The organism is Faecalibacterium tardum (assembly GCF_040096515.1).
In the GTDB taxonomy this organism is placed as follows: Bacteria; Bacillota; Clostridia; order Oscillospirales; family Ruminococcaceae; genus Faecalibacterium; species Faecalibacterium tardum.
In genome coordinates this window covers 272153-286842 of sequence record NZ_JBBMEO010000001.1, presented here as the reverse complement: position 1 = coordinate 286842, position 14690 = coordinate 272153, and the positions used below count along the sequence as shown (strand labels likewise).

Genomic DNA, 14690 nt, shown 5'->3' with positions numbered 1-14690 from the left:
GCTCTCTATGGCAACAGTATACCCCGCAAAGTGAACAGGAACAACAAACAAACTTTGCCCTGTGTATAGATTTTTTACATCCTCCTTCATTTGCTGGAAATGCGTACAAATTGTGACATAAAGCGCAGCGCAAAATCATTTAAAACACTCCCTCAAAAGTGCAATGCCGGGCAGCCCGCAGGCTGCCCGGCATTGCACTAATTTAAAATAATTTTCCGCTATTCATGCCCAGAGCATAGCGGCGGGCATTCAAAATCGTCCCCGCGCAAAAAGAGAGCCGCCGCACAAGGTTCTGTGCAGCGGCTCTCCGGTGGATTTAGTTCATCTGTTCCAGTGCCTTTTTCAGGTTCTTGGCGATCTGGTCCGGGCAGCTGGTGCTGCGGAAGCCGCACAGCGTACCGTCCATGCGGGCAATGGCGTCCTCTGCCTTCATTCCGGTAAGCAGCTGGCAGATGCCTTTCAGGTTGCCATTGCAGCCGCCGACGACCTCGATGGATGCAATGGTGTGGTCATCGTTCAGTACAAAGTTGGTCTGCTTGGAGCAGGTGCCCTTGTTCGGGAAGGAAAATTCCTTGCTCATGGTCTTTACGTCCTCTCTCTTTTACGTTTTTCAGCGATGGCGCGCAGCTGCGCTGCGGCTTCGTCCGGTGCGGTGCAGGTGCCGATGGGGTGCGGGTGCTTGTGATTGCGGCCATGGAAGTCCGTACCTGCGGTCGCCACAAGGCCGTACTGCTTGCACAAAGCAAGGCACTCGGCGCTGTCCTCCGGGCTGTTGCTGGGATGGTACACCTCTATGCCGTCCACTGCACCCTCTGCCGCCAGTTCACGCAGCAGGGGCATACTTTTATATACCGTGGGGTGGGCAAATACCACCGCGCCGCCGCTGGCTTTAGCGGTAGCCAGCACCTGCCGCACCGGCAAATACTCCGGCGAGTGCAGCACGATGCCCCGGGGGTTCCACCCGAACAGCTTGTGGTAGGTCTCGCCGTAGATGCTGCCATCGGTCAGACCCAGCAGTTCCAGCGCCTGCATCAGTCCGCTTTTGAACAGTACCCCGCTGGCCTTGGTGGTCTCCCATGCAAGGTCGGTGGTAAACTGCGGGTACAGCTGCTCCAGCTCCTTTGCGCTCTGCAAAGCGCAGGCGTTGCGGCGCTCCTTCATGATGGCGCAGTGCTCGCGCAGCGCCGGGCAGTCCACGTCCGGGTAGTAGCACAGCAGGTGCACCCGGTGCTGACGCTCAAAGTCGTAGCCGGTCAGCTCCACGGCGGGAATCAGCTCTACCCCGTCCTGCCCGGTGTGGGCATAGGCGTACTGGGCGCTGAGCAGGGTGTCGTGGTCCGAAAGGGCGATGGCGTGCAGCCCGGTGCGGGCAGCGATGGGTGCCAGCCGCTCAATGGGCACAGCACCGTCGGAGCAGGTGGAATGGATATGCAGGTCACAGGACATAGCGGGTTACTTCCTTAGTGCTTATAGAAATTGATCAGGCAGCCATCAGCCAGAATCTGGCGCTCATCGGTGGTGAGCGGAGCCATGTACAGCTCAAACTCCTTGACGGTATCGCCCAGAACGTAGGCTTTGATGTTCTGCAGGTCGCCCTTGAGTGCTTCCCGCACATTGGGGATGAGCACATAGTCCCCCAGACCAAAGGGGGTGGCACCTGCCAGCTGCAGGGGCAGCATGCCCCAGTTGATCAGGTTGGAGCGGTAACGCTTGGTGGCGTACTCGGTAACGATATTGGCACCGGCACCCAGCACACGCTGGCAGCTGGCGGCCTGCTCGCGGGCAGAGCCGTCACCGGGCTTGACTGCAAAGATGGTAGAAGCGATCTGGATATCGTTCCAGCTCAGCTGCTCGCAGCCGGGCACGGCGTTCACCTTTGCCAGCAGGGCGGCGTCCCCTGCACCGGCGCGGCGGGCATTCTCTTCAGCCTGCACAGCCTTGGCGCGACTCACATACTCCGGGTCCTTGCGGCTGAGGGTGAACTCAGCCAGACCCAAGGGGTTGGAACGGTAAGAGGAGGTCTCGCCGGAGGGGATCAGTTCGTCAGTGGTGGTGACGGGGTCGGTGATATAGGATGCCACCTTCAGCAGCAGATTGTCGCCCAGCGGTGCGATCTCCGGCCAATCCTTGATGTTGGGGCCAAACTTGAGCAGGGCGTCGTAATCGCCCTTGCCAAAGCCCTGATACACGCGGGTGTCGTAGCTGGAAGCATCGTACTGGTACTCCGGCACGGTGGGATCGTAATCAATGTCGGTGGCAGGGGTCAGGATGCCGCCGTTGGCGGTGGTGGCTGCAATGCTGCGGGCATCCATCAGTGCCACACCGGCCAGCTGGCCGCTGCCGGGCTTGGAGCCCTCGCGGCTGGGGAAGTTGCGGGTGGTGTGACGGATGGACAGAGCGCCGTTGGCGGGCACATCGCCTGCGCCGAAGCAGGGGCCGCAGAAGGCGGTGCGGATGGTTGCGCCGCTGGCCATCAACTCGCCGATGACGCCGGTGCGCACCAGTTCCATCATGATGGGCTGGCTGCCGGGGTAAACGCTCAGGGCGTAGTCGCCGCAGCCGCCGGTATGACCCTTGAGGATGGAAGCAGCCTCGTAGATGCTGTCGTACAGACCGCCTGCGCAGCCTGCAATGACGCCCTGATCCACACGCAGCTTGCCGTTTTCGATCTTGCTGCACAGATCCAGCCGCACATCCTTGCGGCCGATCAGCTTCTGCACATCCTGCTCGCAGGCGTGGAGGATGTCCTCCAGGTTTGCGTTCAGCTCCTCGATAGTAAAGGCGTTGGAGGGGTGCATGGGCAGGGCGATCATGGGACGGATGGCAGAAAGATCTACCTCCACCACGCCATCGTAGTAGGCAAGGTCAGCCGGTGCCAGCTTTTTATAGTCTGCTGCACGGCCGTGCACTGCCAGAAAACGCTGGGTGACTTCATCGGTCTCCCAGATGGAGGACAGACAGGTGGTCTCGGTGGTCATGGCATCAATGGCGTTGCGGGTATCCTGCCGCAGGGATGCAATGCCGGGGCCAACAAACTCCATGACCTTGTTTTTGACGTAGCCGCTCTTGAACAGCTTGCCCACAAGGGCAATGGCTACATCGTGGGGGCCGCAGCCCGCCGGCAGACTGCCGGTCAGGTAGATGGCCACCACGCCCGGGCGGGCAACATCGTAGGTGCGGCCCAGCAGCTGCTTTGCCAGCTCGCCGCCGCCCTCGCCGATGGCCATGGTGCCCAATGCGCCGTAGCGGGTGTGGGAGTCCGAGCCAAGGATCATTTTGCCGCAGCCGGCAAAACGCTCGCGCATATACTGGTGGATGACTGCCATGTGCGGGGGCACAAAGATGCCGCCGTACTTTTTGGCAGCGGACAGGCCAAAGCGGTGGTCGTCCTCGTTGATAGTGCCGCCCACAGCGCACAGGCTGTTGTGGCAGTTGGTAAGCACATAAGGGATGGGGAACTTTTCCAGCCCGGAAGCACGGGCGGTCTGGATAATGCCCACAAAGGTGATGTCATGGCTTGCCATGGCATCAAACTTGATCTTCAGGTTCTCGGCATCGCCGCTGGTGTTGTGTGCCTGCATAATATTGTAGGCCATAGTACCGGTCTTAGCCTTGGCAACGGCAGCGGCATCAAAGCCCTTTGCTGCCAGTGCTGCGGGTGCATTGCCATCTGCGGGCACCCACTCTCCGCGCGCATAGTACGCACCGCCGGTGCTGCATTTGATCATATCCAACATCTCGATTCGCCTCTCTTTTTGTATTTTCCCGCCCGCCGCAATTGCGGGCATTGCCCCGGCAGTGCGGGGGTCACCCCTGCCCTGCCCTGTTACGGCAAAGCCGTATTTACTTGTTATTATAGCATGAAAGGGCGAAAAGAAAAAGCACTTTTTATGAACCCTTACTGCGCCTTTGCGGCGGCTTCCTGTTGCTTTTCCTTTTGCAGTTTACGGAACACCACAAAATAGGCCGGGATCAGGAAGAAGCAGGCAAAGAACCATGCCACCGGGCTTGCGATGCAGGCGGCAAAGTAGCCCCACAGCGGCACGAACCAGAAGCCTACCATGGCGCGGGCGATCATTTCAGCCACACCGGCAAACATGGCAAGACCGGAGTGCCCCAGACCCTGAATGGTGTAGCGGTAGATGATAAGCACGGCCAGCGGGATGTAGAACACACTGTTCCAGAAGATGAAGTCCTGCGCATTGGCCATAATGGCGGTCTCGCCTGCGTCCAAAAACAGGCCGATCAGGGGCTTGTCCAGCACGCGCAGGATGAGGAAGGAGGCCACGCTGTACACGCAGCCGATGCCCAGTGCGGTGTTCACGCCGCGGTTCACGCGGCCAAGGTCTTTTGCGCCCATATTCTGGCTGGTGTAGGTGGTCATGGCGGTGCCGATGCTCTCCAGCGGCACGCTGAGGAACTGCGCAGCCTTGCCGCCGGCGGTCTGCGCCGCCACGATGTCGCTGCCCAGACCGTTCACCGCGCCCTGCAGCACCACGCTGCCAATGGCGGTAATGCTGCACTGCAGGCCCATGGGGAGACCCATGGCGCAAAGCTTTGCGCAGTGCGGAGCGCTGATGCGCCCTTCTTCCTTATTCCAGCGCAGCTCCGGGTAGTGGCGCATGATGTAAATAAGGCTGCCAATGCCCGCCACAGCCTGACTAAACACGGTGGCAAAGGCGGCGCCGAACACGCCCATGTTGAACAGGATGATGCAGGCAAGATCCAGCCCGATGTTCAGCACGCTGGCCACCAGCAGGAAATACAGCGGGCGCTTGCTGTCGCCCAGTGCACGCATCAGGGCGCTGGTCACATTATAAAGTAGAGTGAAGGGGATGCCTGCAAAAATGGTGCGGATATAGATATCCGCAAGGTCGATGATATCGGTCGGGGTGTTCGTCCACACCAGCACCAGCCGGGTCATAGCCACCGTAACAATGGTGAGCACCGTGGCAAAGGCGATGGACAGCCACACGGTATTGGCGGTGTAGCGGCGCATCTCGTGGTGGTCGTGAGCACCGAAGGTCCATGAGATGGGAATGGAAAAACCGCAGGCAATGCCGTTGACAAAGCCCAGCACCAGATAGTTCAGGCCACCCACGCTGCCTACCGCCGCCAGCGCTTCCACGCCCACAAACCGGCCCACAATGATGGTATCGGCCAGATTGTAGAACTGCTGGAACAGACTGCCCAGCATCAGCGGCACAGCAAAGGCAAGCAGCAGCTTCAGCGGGCTGCCCTGCGTCATATCTTTGGTCATGGAAATATACCTCCTGCCCACACAAAAAAGATGGATGTTCGCATTTTTGCCGTGAAAAACGCCCTGCCGGAAAAGCGGCAGGACGTTGTAAGGATTCATGAATGGTATTATAGCGGAGCAGCGCCGGTTTTACAAGACTTGGTTTGCATCAACATTTCCATTTTTTTGCGTAAAGAATTGGTGATTTTGCTCATTCCGCGTAGTGTGCCAAGAACTGCCGGGTGCGCTGTTCGCGTGGGTGGTCGATCAGCTGCTTTGCAGGGCCTTCTTCCACCACCACGCCGCCGTCCATAAACAGGATGCGGTCGGCCACATCCCGGGCAAAGTGCATCTCGTGGGTCACGATGATCATGGTGGTCTTGCGGTCGGCCAGTTCCCGCAGCACCCGCAGCACTTCGCCGGTCAGTTCCGGGTCAAGGGCGCTGGTGGGCTCGTCAAAGCAGAGGATGTCCGGGTGCAGTGCCAACGCCCGGGCAATGGCTACCCGCTGCTGCTGCCCGCCGGAAAGCTGGTGCGGGTAGTGGTCTGCCCGCTCCGAAAGCCCCATCTGCGCCAGCAGTTCCCGCGCCTGCTGTTCCAGCTGGGCGTGCACCGCCTTTTTGTTGGCGCGGTAGTCCGGGCGCTCCTTTGCCAGCAGCTCCCCTGCCAGCATCACGTCCTGCAAGGCGGTATACTGCGGGAAGAGGTTGAAGTTCTGGAACACCAGCCCGAAGTGCAGCCGCTTTTTGCGGATCTCGCTTTCCCGCTGGGTGGCGGGGTCGGCGGCGTCCCACATGGTCTCGCCGTTCACCCGGATGCAGCCGGTGTCCGGCCGCTCCAGAAAGTTCAGGCAGCGCAGCAGGGTGGTCTTGCCGGAGCCGGACGAGCCGATGATGGCCAGCGCCTCGCCCTGCTCTAAGGTAAGAGAAATATCCTTTAAGACCTTTGTATCTCCGAAATTTTTGCCAATGCCGGAGGCTTCCAGTAATGCCATATTTTAAAGACCTCCTCAGCAGCGGAAATAATCCAGTTTCTTTTCAGCCCAGCCAAACAGCAGGGTGAGCGCGCCCACGAACACAAGGAAGAACAGCGCCGTGGAGAACAGCGGCCAGATCAAGCCCTTTGCGCTGTACTCCTTGGCCATCATGATGATCTCCTTGTTGGCGATAGTGTTTGCCAGCGAGGTATCCTTGACAAGGGTGATGATCTCGTTGCCCATGGGCGGCAGAATGCGCTTGACCACCTGCAAAAGGGTGACCTTGAAAAAGATCTGCGTCCGGGTCATGCCCAGCACCTGCCCGGCCTCGGTCTGGCCTTTGGGCACAGCCTCGATGCCGCCGCGGTAGATCTCGGAAAAATAGCAGGCGTAGTTGATGGCAAAGGCCACCACCGCCGCCACCATGCGCCCGCCGGAGCCGGAGGGCCACGGGTTATTCATGCCCAGCAGACCGGGGCCAAGATAAATGACGATGATCTGCAGCATCAGCGGCGTACCGCGGATGACCCAGACAAAGGTCTTTACCGCGCCGGACAGCAGCCTGCACCGACTCATGGAGCCAAAGGCCACCACCAGCCCCAACGGCAGCGCAAACAGCAGCGTAAGGGCAAACAGCTCACAGTTGAGCAGGAATGCGCCGGAAAGGCGCCCAAGGATCACAGACACAAAAACACACCCATCTATCGTTTTGTTTTACGCCCGGCTCAGTCGGCCAGCGTCAGCTCGTACTTCTCGGCCAGTGCCTGCATGGTGCCGTCAGCCTTCAACGCGTCAAAGGCGGCATCCACTGCGGCGGCGGCATCGCTGCCCTTGCGGAAAGCCACGCCGTACTCCTCGGCATTCAGTTCGTCCACGATCTTCAGACCGGCGTAGTCGGTGCCTTCCCCGATCATGGCGTTGGCAAGGGTCAGATCCAGCACAGCGGCATCTGCCGTACCGGCAGCAACCTCCATCAGGCAGTCGGTCTGCACGCTCTTGGAAACATAATCGGCCTTGGCAAGGTTTTCATCACCCTGAATGGCGGCTTCACCGGCAGAACCAGCCTCGGCCACCACGGTCTTACCGGCAAGGTCGGCGGTGGAGGTGTAGGCGGTGCCCTCCTTAACCACCACGACCTGCGCATTCTTGGCGTAGGCCTTGGTGGTAGCGGTGTTGGCCATGATATCCTCGGTCAGGGTCATGCCGTTCCAGATGCAGTCGATGCTCTTGGCGTCCAGCTCCACCACCTTGGTGTCCCAGTTGATCTCCACGAACTCCGGCTCTACGCCCAGCTTTGCGCACACAGCGGTGGCAAGCTCGGTATCAAAGCCGGTAAAGTTGCCGTCGGCATCGGTGTAGTTCATGGGCTCGTACACGGTGTAGCCGATGACCATTTTGCCCTTGCCCTTGATGTAGTCCAGATCGCTGCCCGCTGCGGCAGAAGTCGAACCGGCTGCGCTGCCGGAAGCAGATGCCGCCGCAGAGGTGGATGCACTGCCGCCGCAGGCTGCAAGGCTCAGTGCCAGAGCACCGGCCAGAAATGCACTTGCAATACGCTTGAGTTTCATATCTTTTTCCTCCCATAGGGGACGTTCTGCGTCCCGCTCCCCTCTCGATTTACCATTTTACCGTGCTAAAGCGGTAAACTGTGGTTATAGAATAGCGCGTTTGCCGCCGTTTTGCAAGAGGAAACCTTTATTTTTTGCACAATGCACTGCTTTGCCCCGCCCGTAAGCCCGCTTTTTGTGGGAAAGTGTGCATACCCCTTCCGTCTGCTCACTGCGTTCGCAGCCACCTTCCCCAAGGGGACGGCTTTTCGCGGTAGCGAGAAACTTTGCGGTACCTCCATAAGGCGTCCCCTTGGGGGAGTTGGCGCGTTAGCGCCTGAGGGGGTATCCATAAAAAATCCCCCCGCACTTTTTTTGTGCAGAGGGACATCCCTGTTTTTATGATTACTGCTCCGCCATGGCCTTCAGCGTTGCCTTTTGCAGGTCGGTGACCGAGATGGTGCACAGCGCTTTCAGGTCGGCATCCGTGCCGTCTGCGGAAAGTTTGCCAATCTCCACGGCGTTTTTACCCTTCAGGTAGCCGCACCAGCCTGCGCTGTGCTCATACCACTCCTTGCCTAGGGCGCTTGCGCTGCGCATTCCGTAGCGGTCGCCCAACTCGTTTTTGGTGTACACCGGCTCACGCGGGGCAGACACCGTGCCGTCCGCGCTGACGGTCAGCTCCGGCTCGGTCATATCCCCGATGGCGCTGGTCACCCGGGCATTCTCGTCTATGGTCACCACTGCCAGCGTGATTTTAGCCTGCACCTGTGCGTCCTTGTCGTCGGTGCCCACAAGCCCCTGCGGCATTTCGGCCACCTCTACGCCCAGCCTGACCGTATCACCCCGGGCAGCGCCCAGCACCTGCGCATTCTCGCAGGCACGGACAACAGCATCCCGGTAGCCATCCACCGCAATGGTGCAGCCAGAGAGAAGGTCTGCGTCCGTGGGCTTGCCGTCCGCATCCGTTTTCAGTTTTTTTACCTCGTCCGGGGTCTTGCCCTCAAGCCAGTCACCAAAGGCATCGGCCTGCTCCGCCCAGCCTTTTTTCAGGCCAGACACCTCTGCCAGCGGGTAGTCCTTGCCCTTCTGGCGCTTGGTGCGGGTGTCGGTGGGGGTGGTCACCTTTCCGGTGCTATCCGCGCTGACCGAAAGCTCCAGTTCGTCCAACGTCACCTCGGCCAGCTTGCCGTCCGCATCCAGCAGCACGGCAGCCGCCACGGTGTGGATGCTGCCCGCACGGTCTGTGCCGGCCGTTTCGGTCAGAACCCCCAGCCCGGTACGCCACGCCGCGCTTTCCGCCGCGCTGCTGCCCGCTGAGGTACTGCCGCTCATAGAACCGGAACTGCTGCCGGAGCTTCCCCCGCCGCAGCCGGTCAATGCCAGTGCTGCCGCCAGCGTGCAGCACAAAAACCATCGCGATGCCTGTTTCATATCGTCACATACGCTCCCTTTCCGTGCCTGCATTGCTAACGCAGGCTTTGGAGCTAGTGTACCCCGCCGTGCGGGATTTTATGAGCAGGTGTTTACATCAGCGGGCTAAGCAGCCGCAGCACGCTGTCCAGCACCGTACCGGCCAGCCCGGTGCGGCAGTCCGCGCACTGCACCTCCCGGCACTGGGGCAGGGTGCGGCGCACATCGTCCCGCAAAGCCAGCACCTGACTGTTTTGCAGCAGCAGCACCCCGCACTCGAAGTGCAGGAACATACTGCGGTAGTCCATATTGATGCTGCCCACCACCGCCACGCGGTCATCGCTGACGCAGCACTTGGCGTGGAGGAAGCCCGGGGTGTACTCGTAGATGCGCACCCCCGCCCGCAGCAGTGGCAGATAGTACGAGCGGCTCAGCCGGAACACCAGCTTTTTGTCCGGAATGCCCGGCAGCACCAGCCGCACATCCACCCCGCGCTTGGCGGCGTTGCGCAGCGCGTCCAGCATTTCCTCGCCGATGGCGAGATAAGGCGTATAAAAATAAACGTATTGCTGTGATTGTGCCAGAATATCCAGATAGACCGTTTCTGCCACCGGCTCTTCGTCCAGCGGGCTATCCGCGTAGGGCTGCACCACCCCATCGCTGGCGGGCAGCACCGCAAGCTGCGGACGGAAGGCGCTGTAATCCTGCTCAAAGGGACGGAAGGCGTTCCAGAAATCCAGAAACATCACGGTAAAGTTCCACGCCGCAGCGCCCTCGATACGCAAGCCCGCATCCTTCCAGTAGCCGAAGCGGGTAATCGCGTTGATATATTCATCTGCCAGATTGATGCCGCCGGTGTAGGCCACTTTTCCGTCTATCACCACGATCTTGCGGTGGTCGCGGTGGTTCATCACCAACGAGAGCAGCGGCACCACCGGGTTAAAGGGGATGCAGCGGATATGCGCCCGCTCCATGCGCACCACAAAGTCCTTGGGCAGACCCAGCAGGCTGCCGAAGTCGTCGTAGATCAGCCGCACGTCCACCCCTTGTGCCGCCTTGCGCCGCAGAATATCCTCCACGCCCTGCCACATCTTGCCCTGACTGACGATGAAAAACTCCAGAAAGATGCTCTTTTCCGCCTTTTCAAGGTCGGCCAGCAATACCGGATACATGGCCTCTCCGCAGGAGAAATACCGGGCGGTGGTGTTCTGCCATGCGGGATAGCAGCCGTATTGGGTCAGGTAGCGGCTCACGCCCCGGTTTTCATCGTACAGACCGGCAGTCTGCCCGGGCTGCTGGGCGCGGTCTGCTCGGTGTGCCTGCTCTACTGCCTGCATTTTGCTGCGCAGGCGGCGGGAGGGGCGCTTGTTGCCAAAGGCCAGATACAGTGCCCCGCCCAGCAGCGGCAGCAGCCCGATGAGGGCGATCCAGCCCACCTTATAGGCGCTGTTTTCGTCCTTGCGCACCAGATACAAAACGATAAGTAGGCTTAACCCGTTGAGCACCCCTGTGACCCACACCCGCGCCGTACCGGTGGTGAGGGCAAAAAACACCCACGCCAGCCATGCAAGCTGCAGCGCCACCAGCACCACCGTGACCGTAATGCGGTTGAGGATGCGGTTGAAAAACTTGACGATCGGCAACCGGAACAGCATACCATCTCCCCTTCCCGTGTTTCCTTACCTCTATAATACAAGTAAGTATAACGCGGTTTTTCGCCCTTTGCAAGTTTTTGGTGTCGGGTGCACCGGAATTATTCCGCATAAAAAAGTTCACCGGAGCGTCCGCAGATGCCCCGGTGAATCGAAATCATAGTATCATATTTTCCACTCAGACGGTGGGTGCTTCGTTATCCTCGTAGCCCACCATCAGGCCGCCGTACTCCGCATAGTAGCTGCACAGAGCGCCGCAGCTGCCTACCTCCACTTTGGCCTCCGGGAACACGGCATGGACCATGTGCTTCAGCCGCTCCGCAGCGGCAGCATTGCAGCAGTGGTCGATGTGCACCCGGCCGTTGGTCAGGCCGTGCGCCTTCATCTCCAGCACCATGCGCTCCAGTGCGCCGTGCTCACCACGGGTCTTGCACAGAACCTCCAGATCACCGGCATCGCTGGCCTGCCCGATGACCCGGATGCCCAGCATCCGCGCCACAGCAGCCACAGCCGGCTTTACGCGGCCATTGCGGGCAAGGTTTGCCAGAGATTCCAGCGCAAACAGCAGATGGGTGTGCTCGTGATACGCCCGGATCTCCTCGCACACGGTATCAAAGGGCTTGCCTGCCTTGATCAGCGCCGCCAGACGCTCTACCAGCAGCCGGGACTCCGCACCGGTGGACAGGCTGTCCAGCACAAAGACCCGCGCGCCCTCGTGGTTCTGCTCGTATTCCTCGCCCGCCAGCAGTGCGGCATTATACGCACCGGACAGCGTACCGGTAATGGTCACAACGTACACCTCATCTGCGCCCTCGTAGGCAGTGAGCCAGTCCGAGATATTGGGGCAGGAGGTGCTGGTGCGGCCCTTATAGGTGCGCATCATCTGAGCCAGCGCGGGGGCATCCACCTCTGCGGTGTCCACATACTCCTGCTCGTCGGTCAGGATCTTCAGCGGCACACAGGCAAACCCTACATCGGGGAGCTCGTACACATTTGCAGAGGAATCTACAACGATTTTGCTTTTCATATTTTTCTCCACTTTCAAGCGGCGCAATGCCGCGGTCATTCCTTTGTCCGTGACCATCATAGCAGTTTTTCAAAAACCTGTCAACTGTTTTCTCAAATTCTTTTACAAAGTTTTCGCAGACCGTTGACCAATTTTCCAAAATGCGGTATACTATTTCACAGGCAGAAGCACTTTTGCGGAAAGCAATCGCCCTGCCTTTGCACAAAAACAACGTTCCTGCTTGCAAAAAGTGCAGGAGCATGAACGGAACAAGATACTATGAAAGCTGAAACCAAACTCCGCGTTGCGGCATGTGCTGCGGGCTTTGCCCTGCCCCGGTACAACGATCTCCCCTCGGTAGGGCTGTATCTGGACCAGACGGTGCAGTTTGTCAACGGCTACTTCCGCAGCTTCTGCGGCGTGGAGCTGACCCCGTCTATGGTGAGTAACTACGTCAAAAAAGGGGTGATAGACCACCCCATCCGCAAAAAATACACCCGGGATCAGATCGCATCCCTGATGTACATTGCAGTCTCCAAGACCGTGCTCTCGATTGAAAACATCGACACTCTGTTCAAAATGCAGCGGGAGCACTGCTCCGCCGGGACAGCCTACGATATCTTCTGCGAGGAACTGGAGGCCAGTCTTTCTGTGGTGTTCGGCAGCAAGGCAGCCCAGCCGGAGACTACGCTCAACGACGAGCGTCTGCTGCTGCGCAGCACCATTTTTGCCGCGGTCAACAAAATATATCTGGACTGCTGCTTCGATGCCTTGCGGCAGGAGCAGGCACTGTGGTCGGATATCCTGCCGGATCTGGCGTAACCGTACAGCACGGAATAGCAGATATAGCAAAAGCCACCCGAAAACTTACGTTTTCAGGTGGCTTTTTTCTGGTGGAGGCGATGGGAGTCGAACCCATGTCCGAAAAGAGCTCAGTGTAGGTATCTCCGGGTGCAGGCGATCTACAACATTCCCGCCGCGCCACGCCGATCGTCAGGCTAGCGCTTTGGTAGCTTCATGAGTTCCTGCCGGTCCGCAAAGCTTAGGTCCGTTCAGGTGCTGTGTCTAAAGGACGCCCCGACCCCACACGACACAAGAGTGGGCGGAACGCGCAGCACTCAGGCTACGAGCAACTGATAATTATTGTTGTCAGTTAATTTTTTGGAGGAGTTATAGAGCAGTTCCCCCGCTGCTACCCGCTGCCCAGACCTTGCTCCCCCCGTCGAAACCTTTACGCCCCCTTATAAAGCACATCTTGCGATGTGCGGAAAGCTTGGTTTTCTGCGGTGGGCCGCAGTCTGCAATTGGAATGCTTAGTAATACTTGCCGTTGGACTTCACAGCCCGGTCAATGGAGCGCTTTGCATCGCGCTGGGCGGCATCGGCACGCTTGTCGTACAGCTTTTTGCCCTTGCACAGACCCACTTCCATCTTTACGCGGCCATGCTTGAAGTAAAGCGAGAGCGGTACCAGCGTATAGCCCTGCAGCTTGCACTGCTGGTGCAGACGCCGGATCTCACTTTTGTGCGCCAGAAGCCGCCGGACACGCATGGGGTCCTGATTGAACAGATTGCCGTGGTCGTAGGGGCTGATATGCATCCCCTTTACCAGCAGCTCGCCGTTTTCAATATCTACCCAGCTGTCCTTCAGGTTGACCCCGCCGGCCCGCAGGCTTTTCACCTCGGTGCCTTTGAGCTCCACACCGGTCTCCAGCGCTTCCAGAACAAAATACTCGTGGCGCGCTTCGCGGTTGGTGGCGATGCTCTTGGTCGCCGGGCGCTCCTTTGTGGGTGCCATGCTGCGCGCCTCCTTTCTCCGTTCCGTTTGTTGTTTCAGTATACCATTTTTTTGCGGTAATGCAAGGGCTGTTTCTGACAGAATTGTAAATTTTTACAAACTCACAGCTCTCCCCGGCCGGAAAGTGCCCGGTACAGGGTGGTCTCGTCGGCGTATTCCAGACTGGCGCCTACCGGCAGACCGGAGGCAAGCCGGGTGACCCGGATGCCCAGCGGTTTAATGAGCTTTGCCAGATACATGGCGGTAGCTTCGCCCTCCACGGTGGGGTTCATGGCCATGATGACCTCCTTCACCGTGTCGTCCTTCAGCCGCGCCAGCAGCTCCTTGACGGTCAACTGCTCTGCACCCACACCGGCCAGCGGGTCCAGCAGGCCGTGCAGCACATGATACAGGCCGTTATACTCCCGGGTGCGCTCAAAGGCCTGCACGTCCCGGGGCTTTTCCACCACGCAGATCACCGAGGTGTCCCGCTTGGCGCTGGCGCACACCGGGCACAGATCGGCGTCCGTGTAGTTCTGGCAGATGCGGCACCGGTGCAGCCGGGTGTGCGCACCGCGGATGGCGTCCGCCAGCGCCGTAGCATCCTTATCTGACATACTCAGCACCTGATAGGCCATGCGGGTAGCGCCCTTGCGGCCCACGCCCTGAAACTTGCCGAACTCCTCGATCAGCTTTTCCAGCGGTGCGGCAGTGTAGTCCATGGTATCTCCCCTTCCCGGCTCAGAGACCCGGAATGTTCAGGCCGCCGGTCAGCTTGCCCATCTCGGCTTCAGCGGTCTCGTCCACCTGCTTCACGGTGGCGTTGATGGCAGCAGCCACCATGTCTTCCAGCATCTCGATGTCGTCCGGGTCCACGGCCTCGGGCTTGATGGTGATGGACAGCACCTCATGCTTGCCGTTCATCTTCACGGTCACCATCTCACCGGCGGCGCTGCCGGTGTACTCGGCGGCTTCCAGCTCGGCCTGCTTGTTCTTCATGTCCTCCTGCATCTTCTGAGCCTGACGCATCAGGGCGTTCATATCGGGGCGGCCGTAGCCTGCGGGCATTCTTGCTTTCATAA

14 protein-coding genes and 1 other RNA gene are annotated in these 14690 nt (G+C 59.5%); 1 reads left to right on the top strand and 14 read right to left on the bottom strand.

Features of this window, described 5'->3' with window-relative positions:
• Positions 1–316: 316 nt before the first annotated feature.
• From WMO44_RS01380 to WMO44_RS01335, 10 genes are all read right to left on the bottom strand, one after another.
• Complete coding sequence (locus tag WMO44_RS01380; protein ID WP_349151507.1) at positions 317–580, bottom strand: TIGR03905 family TSCPD domain-containing protein; 264 nt, start codon at positions 578–580, stop codon at positions 317–319.
• Positions 581–585: 5 nt separating this feature from the next.
• Positions 586–1446: a PHP domain-containing protein gene (locus WMO44_RS01375; RefSeq protein WP_005926700.1), complete on the bottom strand. Its 861-nt coding sequence runs from the start codon at positions 1444–1446 to the stop codon at positions 586–588.
• Between the two features lie 14 nt (positions 1447–1460).
• Positions 1461–3728, bottom strand: a complete 2268-nt coding sequence (locus WMO44_RS01370; RefSeq protein WP_435387724.1) for a hydratase — start codon at positions 3726–3728, stop codon at positions 1461–1463.
• Between the two features lie 170 nt (positions 3729–3898).
• Complete coding sequence (locus tag WMO44_RS01365) at positions 3899–5260, bottom strand: MATE family efflux transporter (RefSeq protein ID WP_349151505.1); 1362 nt, start codon at positions 5258–5260, stop codon at positions 3899–3901.
• A gap of 190 nt (positions 5261–5450) precedes the next feature.
• On the bottom strand, positions 5451–6233 hold the full coding sequence (locus WMO44_RS01360; RefSeq protein ID WP_349151504.1) for an amino acid ABC transporter ATP-binding protein: 783 nt from the start codon (positions 6231–6233) through the stop codon (positions 5451–5453).
• A gap of 15 nt (positions 6234–6248) precedes the next feature.
• On the bottom strand, positions 6249–6896 hold the full coding sequence (locus tag WMO44_RS01355) for an amino acid ABC transporter permease (protein ID WP_349151601.1): 648 nt from the start codon (positions 6894–6896) through the stop codon (positions 6249–6251).
• A 44-nt stretch (positions 6897–6940) separates the two neighbouring features.
• On the bottom strand, positions 6941–7783 hold the full coding sequence (locus WMO44_RS01350) for a transporter substrate-binding domain-containing protein (protein WP_349151503.1): 843 nt from the start codon (positions 7781–7783) through the stop codon (positions 6941–6943).
• A gap of 384 nt (positions 7784–8167) precedes the next feature.
• Positions 8168–9196, bottom strand: coding sequence for a hypothetical protein (locus WMO44_RS01345; protein WP_349151502.1), 1029 nt, complete (start codon positions 9194–9196; stop codon positions 8168–8170).
• 92 nt (positions 9197–9288) lie between these two features.
• On the bottom strand, positions 9289–10830 hold the full coding sequence (gene cls, locus WMO44_RS01340; RefSeq protein ID WP_349151501.1) for a cardiolipin synthase: 1542 nt from the start codon (positions 10828–10830) through the stop codon (positions 9289–9291).
• Positions 10831–11005: 175 nt separating this feature from the next.
• Entirely contained in the window at positions 11006–11854 is an 849-nt protein-coding gene (locus tag WMO44_RS01335; protein WP_349151500.1) for a DegV family protein, read from the bottom strand.
• Between the two features lie 258 nt (positions 11855–12112).
• On the opposite strand from WMO44_RS01335, the gene WMO44_RS01330 reads away from it, so the two are divergent.
• The gene (locus tag WMO44_RS01330) at positions 12113–12655 is read left to right on the top strand and encodes a DUF1836 domain-containing protein (protein ID WP_097780078.1); all 543 of its coding nucleotides are present in this window, start codon (positions 12113–12115) and stop codon (positions 12653–12655) included.
• 69 nt (positions 12656–12724) lie between these two features.
• Here the strand turns inward: WMO44_RS01330 and ssrA are convergent.
• The 4 genes from ssrA to WMO44_RS01310 all read right to left on the bottom strand — a co-directional run bounded on the left by ssrA (position 12725) and on the right by WMO44_RS01310 (position 14688).
• Positions 12725–13074, bottom strand: a transfer-messenger RNA (tmRNA) gene (gene ssrA / locus WMO44_RS01325).
• Positions 13075–13146: 72 nt separating this feature from the next.
• Positions 13147–13629 (bottom strand): SsrA-binding protein SmpB, encoded by a 483-nt coding sequence (smpB, locus tag WMO44_RS01320; protein ID WP_005926732.1) that lies wholly within the window; start codon positions 13627–13629, stop codon positions 13147–13149.
• A gap of 101 nt (positions 13630–13730) precedes the next feature.
• Entirely contained in the window at positions 13731–14330 is a 600-nt protein-coding gene (gene recR / locus WMO44_RS01315) for a recombination mediator RecR (protein WP_349151499.1), read from the bottom strand.
• 19 nt (positions 14331–14349) lie between these two features.
• The gene (locus WMO44_RS01310) at positions 14350–14688 is read right to left on the bottom strand and encodes a YbaB/EbfC family nucleoid-associated protein (RefSeq protein WP_117553569.1); all 339 of its coding nucleotides are present in this window, start codon (positions 14686–14688) and stop codon (positions 14350–14352) included.
• Positions 14689–14690: the final 2 nt, after the last annotated feature.